The sequence below is a fragment of the Microbacterium sp. NPDC055502 genome, from assembly GCF_053643635.1.
Map to the genome: position 1 here is coordinate 125,433 of NZ_JBSHKJ010000002.1, position 15,438 is coordinate 140,870.

Sequence of the window (15,438 nt, forward strand, 5' to 3'; positions counted from 1 at the left end):
CGGGGCTCTACGCTGGGGGCATGCTGCTCGCGCTCACGAACGCCCCCCGCGACTACGCCTGGGGATCCGAGACCCTGCTGGCCGATCTGGAGGGGCGCACCCCGACGGGCGCACCGGAGGCCGAGGTGTGGTTCGGCGACCACCCCGGCGACCCGGCGGAGGTCGTGGGCGACGGCACGCTCGACCGCTTCACGGGCGGCACCCTGCCCTACCTGCTGAAGCTGCTCGCAGCCGGGAGCCCGCTGTCGATCCAGGTGCACCCGACGATCGAGCAGGCGAAGGCCGGGTGGGCGAAGGAGAGCGCACGGCCCCTCGACGACCCCGAGCGCAACTACCGGGACGACAACCACAAGCCCGAGCTCATCGTCGCGCTGAGCGAGCGCTTCGAGTCGCTGAGCGGATTGCGCCCCGTCGCCGAGTCGCTCCGGCTCCTCGACACGCTCGCGCCGGGACCGGGGGTTTCCCGGCTCCGGGAGCTCCTCCAGCAGGAGTCCGACCCGCTGGGCTCCGCGATCGGCTGGCTGCTCGGCGGCGACGCCCAGGCGGAGGTCGACGAGATCACGGCCGCCGTGATCGCCGCGGCCGCGGGCGAGGCGGGGGAGTGGACCGAGACGGTGCGGGCGGTCGCCGGCATCGCGGGGCACTACCCCGGCGACCCCGGCGTGGTGGTGGCGCTGCTGATGAACCACGTCGTGCTGCGCCGCGGTGAGGGCGTGTTCCTGCGGGCCGGGCTGCTGCACGCCTATCTCTCCGGTCTCGGTGTGGAGATCATGGCGGCGAGCGACAACGTGCTGCGCGGCGGACTGACCCCGAAGCGCATCGACGTCGCCGAGCTGCTGCACATCCTCGACACGACGACGGGCGAGGTGCCGGTGCTGCGTCCGCAGGACGGCCAGGCGATCACCGAGTACCCGGTGCCCGTGCCGGACTTCGCGCTGCGGCGGGTCGCGCTGGACGGCGAGCCGGTGACGCTCGCGGTGGACGGCCCGACGATGGTGCTCGCGACCTCGGGTGCGGTGCGGGTGGCCACGGCGACGGGGGAGGAGCTCACGGCGGCGGTCGGCACGGCGGTGTTCGCGGACGCCGAGGAGCGCACGCTCACCCTCGGTGGTGCGGGCGAGGCGTTCGTGGCGACGCCCGGGCGCTGACACGACCGCGACACGCCGACGGGCGTCCATGAACCTTCAAGAATCCGTTGAGGGTTTACGATCCGCGACTTGACCCGAGCGAATCACACCGGTGTAATTAGGTGAGCACGGCCCGCCAGGGGGGCGGTTTTTGAAGGGTTGGAGGTCGACATGACGGGTTACCGTTCCGATGTGCCGGAGAACTGGTTCGTCGATCCGGTCAACCTCGGTGTTCCCGGGGTTCGCCGGTCCGACCCGGACGACGACAACGCCCTCGCCTGGCAGAGCGACGCGCTCTGCTCGCAGACCGACCCCGAGGCCTTCTTCCCCGAGAAGGGCGGCTCGACGCGCGACGCCAAGCGCATCTGCACCGCGTGCGACGTCCGTGGCGAATGCCTCGAATACGCGCTGAGCAACGACGAGCGCTTCGGCATCTGGGGCGGTCTCTCCGAGCGCGAGCGCCGCAAGCTCAAGCGCCGCGCCAGCTGAGGCGATCACGCCGCACGGCTTCGCGGGCGCGCCGGGGTCCCTGACCCGACGCCGACGATCGCGCGCATAGGCTGACCACGTCATGCCAGCCCGAGTTCACGCCATCATCGTCGCGCGCCCCGGCCCCTCGGCCCGCGCGCAGCTGCTCCGCACACTCGACGCCGTGCGATCCCAGACGCTCGCCCCCGACGCCGTCACGCTCGTCCTGTGCGGGGATGCGGCGACCGCTCGCGAGAGCGAAGCCGTCGCGAACACGGTGGAGGGCATCATCGAGGCGCGGCCGTCGACGTCGTTCGCGGAGGCGATCGATCTCGCGAGGCCTCGGGTGCCGGAGGGGTCTGCGATCTGGCTGCTGGCCCAGGACACCGCCCCCCACCCGCGGGCGCTCGAACGACTCGTCGGCACGCTGGAGCGCTCGCCGTCCGCCGCGATCGTCGCCCCCAAGGTCGTGGCCACCGACAACGACCGGGAGATCGTGTCTCTCGGCGTGAGCATGACCGCGCTCGGCCGATCGGTCGAGCTCGCCGCCGGGGAGCTCGACCAGGGGCAGCACGACCGCATGGACGATGCGCTCGGCGCCGACATCCGCGGCCTGCTGATCCGCGGGGAGGTGCGCGACGCGCTGCGGCCCGACCCGGCACTCGCGGGCGCCGACGAAGGACTCGACCTCGGGGTGCGCGCGCGCCTGGGCGGCGGGCGCGTCGTGCTCGCGCCGAGCGCCCGGGTCTCCGCCGCGCCGGACGGCCCTGCCGCCCTGCCCTCCGGGCGCTCCCGCCGCGCGTACGTCACGCGCCTCGCGCAGCTGCACCGCCGTCTGGCCTATGCGCCCCTTCCGGCCGTGCCGCCGCACTGGCTGTCGCTGCTGCCGCTCGCGCTGTGGCGGTCGATCACGCACCTGATCGGCAAGCGACCCGAGGCCGTGCTGCCCGAGTGGGGCGCCGCGCTGGCCGCGATGCTGCGATTCGGGGCCGTCGCCCGCTCGCGCGCACGCATCCGGGCCTTCCGTACGTCCTCCTGGGCCAGCATCGCCCCGCTCCGGGTGACCTCGGCGCAACTGCGCCGACGGCTCGACGACGGGCACGGCAGCGAGCACGGCGCGGTGAGCGAGCTGCGCTTCTTCTCCGGCGGCGGCGCATGGGTCGTGCTGGCCGCCCTGGTCGTGGGCATCGCCTCCTTCACCACGCTGCTCGCCTGGCCGACCATCGGGGGCGGTGGCCTGCTGCCGCTGCGCCAGACCGTCGCGGCGCTGTGGGGCGACGCGGCCTGGGGCACCCGCGGACTGGGCGTCGACGTGGTCGGCCCCGCCGATCCCTTCGCCGCCGTGGTCGCGGTGCTCGGCTCGCTGTGGCCGGCCGGCCCCTCGTTCACCCTCGTGCTGCTGTGGATCCTGGCGCTGCCCCTGGCGGTGCTCGGCGGGTGGTTCGCCGCGACCCGTGTGACCGATCGCGCCGGACTACGGATCTTCGCCGGGATCGCCTGGGCGCTGGCACCCACGTTCCTCACCGCGCTCGTCGACGGCCGCCCCGCCGCGGTGCTCGCCCACCTCCTGCTGCCGTGGCTGTTCCACTCCGCGGTCGTCGCGCACCGCTCGTGGGGTGCCGCGGGCAGCGCCTCGCTGCTGCTGGCCGCTGTGCTCGCCTGTGCGCCCTCGCTCGCCCCCGCGCTCGCTCTGCTGTGGCTCGTGACGCTGGGCATCGTGATCGGCACGGCCCAGTTCCGCGGCGCCGGTCGTCTGCTGTGGCTCCCGTTGCCCACGGCCGTGCTGTTCGGGCCGTTGATCTCCTGGCAGCTTCTGCACGGCACGCCCCTGGCACTGCTCGCCGACCCGGGACTCACGTGGGCGGCACCGCAGGCCGGAGCAGACGCGGTCGGCCGCCTCGCGATCGCCCTCGGCTTCCCGACGACCGACCTCGCGGGCTGGGCGACCGTCGCGCCCGGCGGTCTCGGCACGTGGGCGGCCCTCCTGTGCGCACCGCTCGCGCTGCTCGCCCTCGCCTCGGCCGTGTCACCGCGGTGGCGCGCGGGCATCACGCTGCTGGTGGTCGCCGTCGCCGGTGTCGCGACGGCCTTCCTCGCGGTCGGCGTCAGCGTCTCGTTCGCGCAGGGCACCCCCGTGCCGATCTGGCCGGGCACGGGGCTGAGCCTCGCGTGGATCGGAGTGCTCGGCGCGGCGACCGTCACGCTCGACACGGCGCTCCCGCTGCCGCGGCTGCGCACCGTGGCGACCACCGTCACGGCGGCCGCGCTCCTGGTGTGTGCCCTGCCCGCCCTCACCGCGTTCCACACCGATCGATCCGTGCTCACCAACGGGCCGGAGTCGACGCTGCCCGCCTACGTGGCCGCGCAGGCGGCGGGCGACCGCGCGATCTCGACGCTCATCCTCACCCCGCAGAACGACGGCGGACTCGCGGTCGAGGTGGTCCGTGGAGCCAGCGAGACCCTCGGGGCCCAGACCACCATGCTCTCGACCGCCGTCGAGCCCCAGGGCACCGACACCGGCACGCTCGCGGTCGACCTGATCTCCGCCCGCGACTTCGATGCACCGGCCGAACTCGCCGCGGAGGGCATCAGCTACGTGCTGATCGCCCAGGTCGCGGGCGAGGGCGACCGGGCCCGTGCGCTGCGCACGGCCTCGATCGCCGCGATCGACCAGCGCCCGGGTCTCGTCCACGCGGGCACCACCGAGCGCGGAGTGCTGTGGCGGCTCGAGGGCGACGCCGCGGCACCGGCGTCGCTCACCGCGGCGCAGGAGGGCACGGCGCGGCTCGTGATCACCCTGCAGCTGCTCGTGGTGCTGGCCGCGCTGCTGCTGTCCATCCCGACCAGGGCGTCGCGGCGTGCCGCCAGGGCGCAGTCGCGCATCGTCGGGCGGGCGCCGGAGGAGCCGATGGTGCTGCCGCGTCACGCCGAGGATCTCCCGGCCGCGGTCGTGGAGGACCCGCCCGTCGGCGCGGTCGAGGATCCGCAGGACGAACCGGCTCTGACGGACGAGGCCCTGGCGCCCATCGCCGAACCGGTTCCCGAGGCCGAGGTCGAGCCCGCGGACGCCGCGGAATCGGACGACGACACCCCCGCACCGCAGCCCGAGGAGGAGCGCCGATGAGCGGCAACCGCGCATTCCGGGTCGCCGCGACCAGCGCCCGCGTCGTGACGGGCGTGGCCGTGGCCGCCGCCTGCGTGATCGGGGTCGTCGCGGCCGTGCACGCGCCCTGGCCCACCGTGGCGCACGAACCGGCGCAGGAGCAGGTCACTCCGCTGCCCGGCGACAGCGTGCTGGTCTGCAACGGCGACTTCCGGGCGCTCGGACGCGACTCGTCCGCACCGCTCGACATGACAGCGGCCGCAGCCCCCACGCTCACCACCGGCGGCACGTCGGGAGACCCGGCCTCGTCGGGCGTGGCGACGCCCGACCTCGCCGACGGCGACGAGGTCTCCGTGCTCACCGGCGCCGTGGAGGGCCGCACGGCTCCGCTGATCGCGGGCGCCGAGTCGTTCACCCTCGCCGCGGACGACCTCGGGGGCTTCGCGGCCACCCCGTGCACGGTGCCGCGCCTGGAGTCCTGGCTCGTCGGCGGTGCGGTGGGCACCGGCACGGAGGACATCGTCATCCTCACCAACGCGGCCGAGGTGCCGTCCACCGTCACCCTCACCGTGTACGGCGAGACGCGCGGCGGCCGTACCGTCATCATCCCGGCGCGCACGCAGACCGCCCTTCCGCTGACGTCGATCGCCGCCGGCAACGAGGCGCCGGTCGTCAAGGTGAGCGCGGTCGGGGCTCCGGTGCGCGCCGTCCTGCAGTCGTCGCTCGTGCGCGTGCTCGACCCCGCCGGCATCGACCTGCAGGAGGCCGTGGCCGGCGCGCAGCAGAACGTGGTCATCACGGGGGTCCAGACGTTCACGTCCGACGGCGACGAGGCAGACATGACCGTGCTGCGGCTGCTGGCACCAGGCGCCGACGCCATGGCGAAGGTCACGGTGCACAGCGAGGGCTCCTCGCCGACGACGGACGAGTTCTCCGTCCCGCTCGACCCCGACGTCCCCGCGCAGGTCGCGCTCAGCGGGCTCGAGCCGGGACGCTACACCGTGGAGATCGAGGCGGAGGCCCCGGTCGTCGCCGCCGTCCGCCAGCAGGACGGCTTCGGACGCGACACCGACTTCGCGTGGGTGACTCCGGCCGCCCAGCTCGACGACCAGGCCGCGGTCGCCGTGCCCGCCGGTCCCGCCCCGCGGCTGCAGCTCGCCAACACGGGCGACGAGGACGCGACCGTCACGGTCGAGCCGATCGACGGCGGTCAGCCGCAGGAGGTGTCGGTGCCGGCGGGGCAGACCCGCGGTATCGACGTGACCGCGCGGACGACCTATCTGCTGCGCACCACCGGACCCGTGCACGCCGCGGTGACCCTGACCGCGGCCGGTGCGCTCGGCGTGCTGCCGGTGCCGCCGTCGCCCGGCGTGGAGAAGTCGATCACGGTCTACCCCTGACCCCGGGACGGGGCGCGCCGTCAGTGGTCGTGGCCGAGGTCCCAGGGCTCGCGGCCGACGTACTCGGCGGCTGCCCGGAACACCGCGCTCTCGATCGCCATGCGGCGGTGCGCGGCGTCGTCGTGTCCCGGAGGGAGCAGCCGCTCGATCGGGATGCGGAACAGCACGATCCGCCGCCCCTCGCGGTCCAGGTGCCAGCGCGGCACCTCCCCGTCGCCCTCGGCCGCGGGCAGCGCCCCGATCTCGAAGCGCACCTCCTGCAGCTCGGGCCAGGTGCCGCGGAGGAACTCCACCGCAGTGCCCACCGTGAGGTCGAACCGGTCGAGCCGCCCGTCGAGCGGTGCGAGCGGCGGGCGGACGACCTCGCTGCGCCCGAGTCGTCCGTGGCGTCCGTGCCTCGCGCCGCGTCGGGCGGTGGGGGCGTGGGCGCGACGACGGGGCATGCCGAAAGTCTAGGCGCTGCGCGCGCGCTCGGCGCGGCATCCGCTCCGCTCGCGACAGGGGTCGTAGCGTGAAGGGGATGGACGGACGACTCTGCTCGAAGGTCGGCTGCGCGCGTGAGGCCGTGGCCACCCTCACCTACGACTACGGCGACCAGATGGCCGCTCTCGGACCGCTCGGAACGGCGAACGACCCGCAGGCGCACGACCTGTGCGCCCCGCACGCCGACCGGCTCTCGGTGCCGGCGGGCTGGCTCGTGATCCGCCACGAGGCCCTGCGCGCCTGATCCGACACGCGGGCGGAGGCACCGTGGCCCCTGCCGATTCCTGGGTACTCTGACGGCGGCGGTGTCACGGCGGCGCGGCCGGAAAGGCTACCGTGCTCGTCTGGCGTCGCTGGGTCCTGCCCCTGCTGCTCGTGGTCATCTTCGGCGCCTGCGCCGCCGCACTCGTGAAGATCGCCTTCTTCCCCGACCGGTCTGAGGCGATCGTGAGCCCCGAGGCGAGCATCACCGATCCGGTTGTGGCGGTCGAGCGAGGGGCCGTCGTCAACGCGCTCAGCCTGGACGGCACGGTCGCGCGCGACGAGAGCTATCCGGTGCGCAGCGAGCTCAACGGCACGGTCACGGCGGTGCACGTGGCCGACGGTGCGAGCGTCGCGGCCGGGCAGAAGCTGTTCACCGTGCGCCAGGACGACCCGCGCAAGGACATCGACGTGCTGGCGCCCGAGGCCGGCGACGTGTCGGAGCTCGCGATCGTGAAGGGCCAGGCCACCACGGTGGGCACGGAGACGTACACGCTCACCCCGGCCCGCTACCACCTGCAGGCGACCGTGGAGCCCGTGCAGCTGTACCGGCTCGTCAACGCGCCGACCGAGGCCACGGTGACCATCACGGGCGGCCCCGCCCCGTTCCCGTGCACGGGCGTGCGGGTGCAGGTGAGCGAGGAGGGCACCGCGAGCGTGCGCTGCGCGATCCCCGCCGATCAGACCGTGTTCGCCGGCCTGCCCGCCATGATGGATCTCGCGCTCGGACAGGTCGACGATGCGCTGGTGATCCCGGTCACGGCGGTGCAGGGCGGCGCGGGCACCGGAAAGGTGTGGGTCGACGCGGGCGACGGCGGCGAGCCGGAGGAGCGCGAGGTCGCCCTCGGCGTCAACGACGGCTCGATGGTGGAGGTGACCGACGGGCTCGCGGAGGGCGACAGCATCCGCCAGTTCGTGCCGGGCTTCGTCGCCCCCGTCGAGGAGTTCTGCTACGAGATCTCCCCGGGCGTCGAGCAGTGCGACAGCGGGATGAGCTGGTGACGCTGGTCGCGCTGGAGGGCGTCGCCAAGAGCGTCCTCCTGCCCGACGACTCGCGCCTGGAGATCCTCCGCAGCGTCGACCTCGAGGTCGGCGCGGGCGACCACGTGTCGATCGTGGGACGGTCGGGTTCGGGCAAGTCGACGCTGCTCAACATCCTCGGCATGCTCGATGCCCCCACGTCCGGGACGGTGTCGTTCGAGGGGCGGGAGGTCCGCCGGATGCGCTCCGGTCGCCTCGACCGTCTCCGGGGTGAGAACGTGGGCTTCGTGTTCCAGCAGTTCAACCTGCTGCCCGGTCGCACCGCGCTGGACAACGTCATGATGCCGCTCGGCCACGCGCGCGGACGGCTGTTCTGGGACCGCCGCCGCATCGCCGCCGACATGCTGGAGCGCGTCGGACTCGGGCACCGCGTCGACCAGGTCGCCGACCGGCTCTCCGGCGGGGAGCAGCAGCGTGTCGCGATCGCCCGCGCGCTCGTACGCCGCCCGGTGCTGATCCTCGCCGACGAGCCGACCGGCGCCCTCGACATCGACACCGGCGCGACCGTGATGGCCCTGCTCGACGAGGTCGCGACCGAGACCGACGCCGCCCTCGTCACGATCACGCACGACTTGCACGTCGCGGCCCGCGCGCGCCGCCACTACCGCCTGGACGCCGGGCGGCTGGAGCCGGCCGACCTCACGAAGGCGTTCGAGGCGTCCACGCTCGCCGCCTCGGTGCCCGGGGCCGCGGAGGTCGCGTCGTGACCGGGTTCCTCGGAGCGCTCTCCGACGCCTGGGCCGAGATCCGGGTGCACAAGCTCCGTGTGCTGCTCAGCCTCATCGGCATCGCCGTGTCGGTGGGCGCGCTCACGGCGGTCGTGGCGATCTCGGAGTACCAGCGCCAGTTCCAGGAGGAGCAGTCGGACCGCTGGGGCGGCCGTGCGGCCACTGTGGTCGTGGCGGTGTCGGCCGACGACGGCACCCCGGTCGACGCGGACGAGGTGGACGAGCGCTTCCGCAGGGCCTCGGAGCGCTTCGGCTTCAGTCACACCGCCCGGATCGCCCAGGGCCTCTCGCTCGGCGTGGCGCTGCCCGACGGCGTGACCCCGGTGAACACCCGGCTGGTCGACCCTGCGTACTCGCAGATCCACCGGGAGAAGCTGCTCGAGGGCCGGTGGCTGCACGACGGCGACCTCGAGGCGCTCGCGCCGGCGGTGGTCATCAGCGAGCCGCTGTGGGAGCGCATCGGGCGGGTCCCGGTCGCCCAGCACCCCACGATCACCGTCACCGGAGACGCCGGCGGCACCTACCAGGTGGTCGGGGTCGTTCCGCGGCAGGGCTTCGGCGACGAGGAGCTCCGTCTGGACCTGCTGTACGACGCCTACCGTGACCGCGTCGACGCGCTGCCGGAGGAGACGTTCACCCAGTACGAGGTGTGGCTCGGCCCCGACGAGGTCGACGCGATCGCGCCGGTGCTCGCGATGGACCTCCGCGCCGGGCTGCCGGAGGGGCAGACGGTGTCGGTGAGCCGCTCGGACTGGGCGGCGCAACCCGGCACCGCCGACGCTCAGGCCACGTTCGAGATGGTCACGGGCGGCATCGCGTCGCTGATCCTCGCGCTCGGTGCGCTCAGCCTGATCAACATCCAGCTCGTCGCGATGCGCCAGCGGGTGCGGGAGATCGGGGTGCGACGGGCGTTCGGCGCGAGTTCCGGCCGGGTGTTCTTCGCGGTGTTCCTGGAGAGTCTGGTGGCGACGACCGTGGCGGGGGCGATCGGCATCGCGATCGTCGTGGCGGTGCTGCGCTCCGAGTGGCTGATCGGCTCGATGTTCCCCGGTATCCAGGACATCCCGCCGTTCCCCATGCGGGCGGCACTGGTCGGTCTCGTCGCCTCGGTCGTGGTCGGCGCAGTGTCGGGCTTCATCCCCGCGCTCGTGGCGCTGCGGGTCAAGGTGATCGACGCCATCCGGTTCTGACACACGGGCGGTGCGTCCGCGACCTGATGGAACAATGGGCCCATGCCTGAGCTCGAGTACCGCATCGCCGATCTGTCCCTCGCCGACGCCGGACGGCACCAGCTGCGGCTCGCCGAGAACGAGATGCCAGGGCTCATGGCCCTGCGCGCGGAGTTCGGTGCGGCGCAGCCGCTCAGGGGCGCGCGCATCGCGGGGTCGCTGCACATGACCGTGCAGACGGCCGTGCTGATCGAGACGCTCGTGGCGCTCGGCGCCGAGGTGCGCTGGGCCAGCTGCAACATCTTCTCCACGCAGGACGAGGCGGCCGCGGCGGTCGTGGTCGGCCCGCACGGCACGGTGGACGCGCCCGCCGGTGTGCCCGTGTTCGCGTGGAAGGGCGAGACGCTCGAGGAGTACTGGGCGTGCACCGAGCGGATCTTCGACTGGTCGTCGTCGGACGTCGACGGCCCGAACCTCATCCTCGACGACGGCGGCGACGCCACGCTGCTGGTGCACAAGGGCGTCGAGTTCGAGCGGGCGGGCGTCGTCCCCGATGCCGCCGAGGGCGACCCGCACGAGTACCGTGTGATCCTCGACCTGCTGCGTCGGTCCCTCACGGCGTCGCCCGACCGCTGGACGCGGGTGGCCGCGGGGCTGATCGGCGTCACGGAGGAGACCACCACGGGCGTGCACCGCCTGTACGAGCTCGCGGCGTCGGGAGATCTGCTGTTCCCGGCCATCAACGTCAACGACGCGGTCACGAAGAGCAAGTTCGACAACAAGTACGGCATCCGTCACTCGCTGCCCGACGGGCTGAACCGGGCGACCGACGTGCTGATCGGCGGCAAGGTCGCGTTCGTGTGCGGCTACGGCGACGTGGGCAAGGGAGCGGCCGAGGCGCTGCGCGGTCAGGGCGCCCGGGTCATCGTGAGCGAGGTCGACCCCATCTGCGCGCTGCAGGCCGCGATGGACGGCTTCGAGGTGGCGCGTCTGATCGACGTGGCCGGCGGGGTCGACATCGTCGTGACCGGGACCGGCAACCGCGACGTGGTGACGGTGGAGCACCTGCTGGCGCTCAAGCACCTCGCGATCGTCGCGAACGTCGGCCACTTCGACAACGAGATCGACATGGCGGGGCTGGAGGCGCTCGACGGTGCGGAGAAGGTCGAGATCAAGCCGCAGGTGCACGAGTGGCGCCTGCCGAGCGGTCGCAGCGTGCTCGTGCTCAGCGAGGGCCGGCTGATGAACCTCGGGAACGCGACCGGGCACCCGTCGTTCGTGATGAGCGCGTCGTTCACGAACCAGGTCCTCGCCCAGCTCGAGCTGTTCACGAACGCGGCGGCGTACCCGGTCGGGGTTCACGTGCTGCCCAAGGCACTCGACGAGAAGGTCGCGCGTCTGCACCTGGACGCGCTGGGCGTGCGGCTCACCACGCTCACCGAGAGCCAGGCGGCGTACATCGGGGTGCCCGTCGAGGGGCCGTACAAGCTCGACCACTACCGCTACTGAGCGCGGCGGAGAGGCGAGGTCAGACGCCGACGCGGCGACCCGTCAGCCGCTCGGCGCGGCGGTCTGCGTTCTCCAGGGCCCGTCGCTCGCGCTCCCGCCGCAGCACCGTGATGCCTACGAGCACGAGCTCGGCGGGGGCGGCGGGCACCGGCGACACGAACGGCGCCGCCTCCGCGAGCAGTCCCTGCGCCACCCGCTCGCGCGCGGCGGGCATCATCCGCGGCGCGCTCTCCAGGAACTGCGAGATGCGGCGCGCCAGGCGATCGGGCAGCCGGGCGACGTCGGCGATCTGCGCCCATCCGGCGAGCTGCGGCGGAAGCACGGGCGCGTGCCCGGTCAGCCGTGGCGTGCGCACGCGCTGGCTGTACGTGCCGGCGACGAGGTCGCCCAGTCGCTGCGAGCGGGAGGTGAACGCGCCCACCAGCACCGCCAGGCCACCGAACGTGAGGTAGATCTCCAGCACGCCGAGGAGCGCGCGGATGAAGGCGTGCCGGAACCCGGCGGCGCCGCCGTCCAGGCGCACGATGCGCCCGCCCACCGCGAGCTTGCCGAGGCTGCGTCCCTTCAGGGCGACCTCCATCGTGATCGGCAGGACGACGAAGCTCACCACGAGCGCGGAGACGGTGGCGATGCGGTCGGTCGCCTCGTCGAGCACGCCGGCGTCGAGCAGCCAGATGCGCAGGAAGATCCACAGCACGAAGACGCCGTAGCCCACGAGCATGTCGATGATCGCTCCCGCGGCGCGGAGCACGAACCCGACCGGCTGCACGTCGATCGCGACCGCCTCACCGGAGAGCACCTCGTCGGAGACGTCGATCTGCGCGGACATGAGTACAGTAAATCAGGTGGATGCCGATGCCCTGACCGACGTCCGCCGGTCCGAGTGGGAGCGGCTGGATCAGCTCAGCCGCGCTCGCCTCGACGGCGCGGGGGTCGACGAGCTCATCGTGCGCTACCGCGCCGCATCCGCCGACCTCGCCGAGCTCAAGACCTCCGTCGGCGACTCGCCGCAGGGCGCCTACCTCTCGACGATCCTGGTGCGCGCGCGACTGCGGCTCACCGGCGCCTCCGACAGCATCCTCACCCAGGTCGGGCGCTTCTTCGGGCTCCAGCTCCCCGCCGCCCTGTACCGGCTGCGCTGGACCACCCTGATCATCGCGGTCGCGTTCATCGCGGTCGCCGTGGGCGTCGCGGGCTGGATCGCGAGCGATCCGGCGCTGGTGGCGACGCTCGGCCCGCCCGACGCCCTGGAGCAGTACGCCGACGAGAGCTTCACCGGGTACTACACCGAGAACCCCGCTGCCGTGTTCATGGGCATGGTGTGGACGAACAACGCCTGGATCGCGATGCAGTGCGTGCTGTTCGGCGTCACGGGCATCTGGCCGATCTACATGCTGCTGCAGAACGCCATCGGGCTCGGCACGTCGGGCGCGGTCATGGCGGCCCACGACAAGGCCGACCTCATGGTGCTCTACATCCTGCCGCACGGCATGCTCGAGATGACCTGCATCTTCGTCGCAGCCGCCGCCGGGCTGCACGTGTTCTGGGCGTGGGTGGCGCCGGGTCGCCGGTCGCGCGGCGAAGCGCTCGCGGAGGAGGGGCGGGCCCTCGCCACGGTCGCGATCGGGCTCGTCTTCGCCCTGTTCCTGTCCGGCCTGGTGGAGGGTTTCGTCACGGGCTGGGCGCTGCCGTGGCCGGTCAAGATCGGCATCGGGGCCGCGGCGCTCGCCGTGTTCCTCGTCTACATGCTCGCCATCGGCGGACGGGCGTATCGCCGCGGGGAGAGCGGCGACCTGGTCGAGTACGAGGCCGGCACGCCGCGGCTCGTCGCCGGCTGACGCCGGCCCCGGTCACAGCCGTCCGGCGGCCTTGAGCTCCAGGTAGCGGTCGGCAATCCGGGGTGGGAGCGCCTCGGGGTCGGCGGCGATGGCCTCGCCGCCCGCCCGCCGGATCGCGTCGGCCACGTTCTCCGCGTCGCGGAGCGTCCGCTCGGCCGCTGCGGCGACGTACACCTCCTCGCGCGAGCCCCTGGCGCGCGCCAGTGCGGCGATCCCGTCGTCGGTGACCGAGCCGACCAGCACGGTCGTCGCCCGCGACGCGGTCGGGAACGCGCCGAGGAAGCCGCGTGCGGACTCCGCCGCGTCCTGCGCCGTGAGCGCGACGATCAGCGAGGGGCGCGTGGTCAGGGTGCGCACCGCCGCGAACGCGCTCTGCCAGTCGGTGTCCACGAGTCGTGCGTGCACGGGGGCCATGGCGTCGGTGAGCGCGGGAAGGAGCGCGGTGCCGTCGACGCCGGTGACCCTGGCCCGGACGACCCGGTCGAACATCAGCAGGTGCACGTGGTCGCCCGCGCGGGAGGCGAGGGCCGCGAGCAGGAGCGCGGCCTCGAGGCTCGCATCCAGGCGGGTGCCGTCGCCCACGCGGGCCGCTGCCGTGCGACCCGTGTCGACGAGGATGACGACGTGGCGGTCGCGTTCCGGGCGCCAGGTCCGCAGCATCGTGGTCCCGGCCCTGGCGGTCGCGCGCCAGTCGATCGAGCGCACGTCGTCGCCCCGCACATACTCGCGCAACGAGTCGAACTCGGTGCCCTGACCGCGCACCTGGATGCTCGTGTTGCCGTCGAGCTCCCGCAGCCGGGCGAGCCGGGAGGGGAGGTGCTTGCGGGAGCTGAACGCGGGCAGCACGCGGATGGCGCCGCGGACGAGGTGGCGCGCCTGCCGTCCCGCGATGCCGAGGGGCCCGCGCGAGCGGATCACGACGAACTCGCTCACCAGCTCGCCGCGACGGCGAGGATGCAGCGGCAGCTCGACCCGTCCGCGCTCACCCGACGCGATGCGCAGGCGCTGGCGCTCCAGGGGCGCACCGGCGGTGGGCTGCCAGGCGTCGCGGATCACGGCGTCGAGCGTCCGCGTTCCGTGGTTGTGCAGGGCCACGCTGACCGGCACGGGTTCGCCGAGGCGCGCCCGCGCGGGCAGCCGGCGGGTGACGGTCACCGCGCGGGGACTCGCCGCCCGCACCACGTCGAACACCACGAGCAGGGCGCACAGCGCGAGCCATCCTCCGAGCACGGCGTACGGCGGCACCCCCGCGAGACCGGTCAGGACCAGCGGGACGATGCCGACGGCGAGGGCGACGGCGAGGCGTCCGGTGACGAACACCTAGATCGGCACCCTGGTCTGCTGCACCACGGAGGTGAGCACCGCATCGGCGGACACGCCCTCCATCTGCGCGTCGGGCCGCAGCTGCAGCCGGTGGCGCCAGACGGGGACGAGCATGGTCTGCACGTGGTCGGGCGTCACGGCCGTCGACGCGTTGAGCCAGGCCCAGGCCTTGGCGGCAGCGAGGAGTCCGGTCGAGGCGCGCGGGCTCGCGCCGAGCTCCACGGAGGGGGACTGGCGGGTGGCCCGTGCCAGGTCGACGACGTAGCCGAGCACGTCGTCCGTGACCTCGACGGCGGCGGCCGCGTGCTGGGCGGCGCGGATCTCCTCGGCGGACACCACGGCCTCGACGCCCGTGAGCTCGCGCGGCGAGAAGCCCTGCGCGTGGCGCCGCAGCACCGACACCTCGGCGTCGCGCTCTGGCATGCCGACGACGAGCTTCATCAGGAACCGGTCGAGCTGCGCCTCGGGGAGCGAGTACGTGCCCTCGTGCTCGATCGGGTTCTGGGTCGCGGCGACCAGGAACGGATCGGGCAGCGTGCGGCTCACGCCGTCGGCCGACACCTGACGCTCCTCCATGGCCTCCAGGAGCGCGGCCTGCGTCTTCGGCGGCGTGCGGTTGATCTCGTCCGCCAGCAGGATGTGCGTGAACACGGGTCCGGCGCGGAAGTCGAACTCGCCCGTCCTGGCGTCGTACACGAGTGAGCCGGTCACGTCGCCGGGCATGAGGTCTGGCGTGAACTGCACGCGCTTGGTGTCGAGCCCCAGGGCTCTGGCGAACGATCGCACGACCAGCGTCTTCGCGACGCCGGGCACGCCCTCCAGGAGCACGTGACCGCGGGCGAGCAGCGACACCAGCAGACCGGTGACGGTGCCCGCCTGGCCGACCACGGCCTTGTCGACCTCGGTGCGGACGCGGTGCATGGCCTGGCGCAGCGCGGCGTCGTCGATGGGACGATTGTCGTCGGTCACGGGGTCTCCTCGGATTCCG

Annotated in this window: 14 protein-coding genes; 10 read left to right on the forward strand and 4 right to left on the reverse strand. The window is 73.4% G+C overall.

Features of this window, described 5'->3' with window-relative positions:
• Nucleotides 1-20: 20 nt before the first annotated feature.
• The 4 genes from manA (at nucleotide 21) to ACWH95_RS11615 (ending at nucleotide 6,098) form a co-directional block, all read left to right on the forward strand.
• Entirely contained in the window at nucleotides 21-1,148 is a 1,128-nt protein-coding gene (gene manA / locus ACWH95_RS11600; RefSeq protein ID WP_136029860.1) for a mannose-6-phosphate isomerase, class I, read from the forward strand.
• 150 nt (nucleotides 1,149-1,298) lie between these two features.
• Nucleotides 1,299-1,616: a WhiB family transcriptional regulator gene (locus ACWH95_RS11605; RefSeq protein ID WP_136029858.1), complete on the forward strand. Its 318-nt coding sequence runs from the start codon at nucleotides 1,299-1,301 to the stop codon at nucleotides 1,614-1,616.
• An 82-nt stretch (nucleotides 1,617-1,698) separates the two neighbouring features.
• Nucleotides 1,699-4,719 carry a glycosyltransferase gene (locus ACWH95_RS11610; RefSeq protein ID WP_454120688.1) on the forward strand — a complete coding sequence of 1,007 codons (3,021 nt, stop codon included), beginning with the start codon at nucleotides 1,699-1,701 and terminating at the stop codon, nucleotides 4,717-4,719.
• The gene (locus ACWH95_RS11615; protein WP_452313182.1) at nucleotides 4,716-6,098 is read left to right on the forward strand and encodes a DUF5719 family protein; all 1,383 of its coding nucleotides are present in this window, start codon (nucleotides 4,716-4,718) and stop codon (nucleotides 6,096-6,098) included. Before ACWH95_RS11610 ends, ACWH95_RS11615 begins: the two co-directional genes overlap by 4 nt.
• 20 nt (nucleotides 6,099-6,118) lie before the next feature.
• On the opposite strand, the gene ACWH95_RS11620 is transcribed toward ACWH95_RS11615, so the two are convergent.
• Nucleotides 6,119-6,541: a hypothetical protein gene (locus ACWH95_RS11620; RefSeq protein WP_240744592.1), complete on the reverse strand. Its 423-nt coding sequence runs from the start codon at nucleotides 6,539-6,541 to the stop codon at nucleotides 6,119-6,121.
• Nucleotides 6,542-6,618: 77 nt separating this feature from the next.
• Here ACWH95_RS11620 and ACWH95_RS11625 point away from each other — a divergent pair, with 77 nt between their 5' ends.
• The 5 genes from ACWH95_RS11625 (at nucleotide 6,619) to ahcY (ending at nucleotide 11,289) form a co-directional block, all read left to right on the forward strand.
• Nucleotides 6,619-6,825 (forward strand): DUF3499 family protein, encoded by a 207-nt coding sequence (locus ACWH95_RS11625; RefSeq protein ID WP_136032271.1) that lies wholly within the window; start codon nucleotides 6,619-6,621, stop codon nucleotides 6,823-6,825.
• 92 nt (nucleotides 6,826-6,917) lie between these two features.
• Nucleotides 6,918-7,844 (forward strand): efflux RND transporter periplasmic adaptor subunit, encoded by a 927-nt coding sequence (locus ACWH95_RS11630; protein WP_454120689.1) that lies wholly within the window; start codon nucleotides 6,918-6,920, stop codon nucleotides 7,842-7,844.
• Nucleotides 7,841-8,590, forward strand: coding sequence for an ABC transporter ATP-binding protein (locus ACWH95_RS11635; protein WP_136032267.1), 750 nt, complete (start codon nucleotides 7,841-7,843; stop codon nucleotides 8,588-8,590). Before ACWH95_RS11630 ends, ACWH95_RS11635 begins: the two co-directional genes overlap by 4 nt.
• Nucleotides 8,587-9,801: an ABC transporter permease gene (locus tag ACWH95_RS11640; protein ID WP_136032264.1), complete on the forward strand. Its 1,215-nt coding sequence runs from the start codon at nucleotides 8,587-8,589 to the stop codon at nucleotides 9,799-9,801. The genes ACWH95_RS11635 and ACWH95_RS11640 overlap by 4 nt, the downstream gene beginning before the upstream one ends.
• A gap of 42 nt (nucleotides 9,802-9,843) precedes the next feature.
• Nucleotides 9,844-11,289: an adenosylhomocysteinase gene (gene ahcY, locus ACWH95_RS11645; protein ID WP_454120690.1), complete on the forward strand. Its 1,446-nt coding sequence runs from the start codon at nucleotides 9,844-9,846 to the stop codon at nucleotides 11,287-11,289.
• Between the two features lie 19 nt (nucleotides 11,290-11,308).
• Here the strand turns inward: ahcY and ACWH95_RS11650 are convergent, their stop codons facing one another.
• On the reverse strand, nucleotides 11,309-12,118 hold the full coding sequence (locus ACWH95_RS11650; RefSeq protein WP_366626873.1) for an RDD family protein: 810 nt from the start codon (nucleotides 12,116-12,118) through the stop codon (nucleotides 11,309-11,311).
• A 16-nt stretch (nucleotides 12,119-12,134) separates the two neighbouring features.
• Here ACWH95_RS11650 and ACWH95_RS11655 point away from each other — a divergent pair, with 16 nt between their 5' ends.
• Entirely contained in the window at nucleotides 12,135-13,127 is a 993-nt protein-coding gene (locus tag ACWH95_RS11655; RefSeq protein WP_136032131.1) for a stage II sporulation protein M, read from the forward strand.
• Nucleotides 13,128-13,139: 12 nt separating this feature from the next.
• Here the strand turns inward: ACWH95_RS11655 and ACWH95_RS11660 are convergent, their stop codons facing one another.
• Together ACWH95_RS11660 and ACWH95_RS11665 are read right to left on the reverse strand one after the other, a co-directional pair.
• Nucleotides 13,140-14,447: a DUF58 domain-containing protein gene (locus tag ACWH95_RS11660; RefSeq protein ID WP_136035404.1), complete on the reverse strand. Its 1,308-nt coding sequence runs from the start codon at nucleotides 14,445-14,447 to the stop codon at nucleotides 13,140-13,142.
• Nucleotides 14,448-15,419: an AAA family ATPase gene (locus tag ACWH95_RS11665; protein WP_136035405.1), complete on the reverse strand. Its 972-nt coding sequence runs from the start codon at nucleotides 15,417-15,419 to the stop codon at nucleotides 14,448-14,450.
• Between the last annotated feature and the right edge of the window lie 19 nt (nucleotides 15,420-15,438).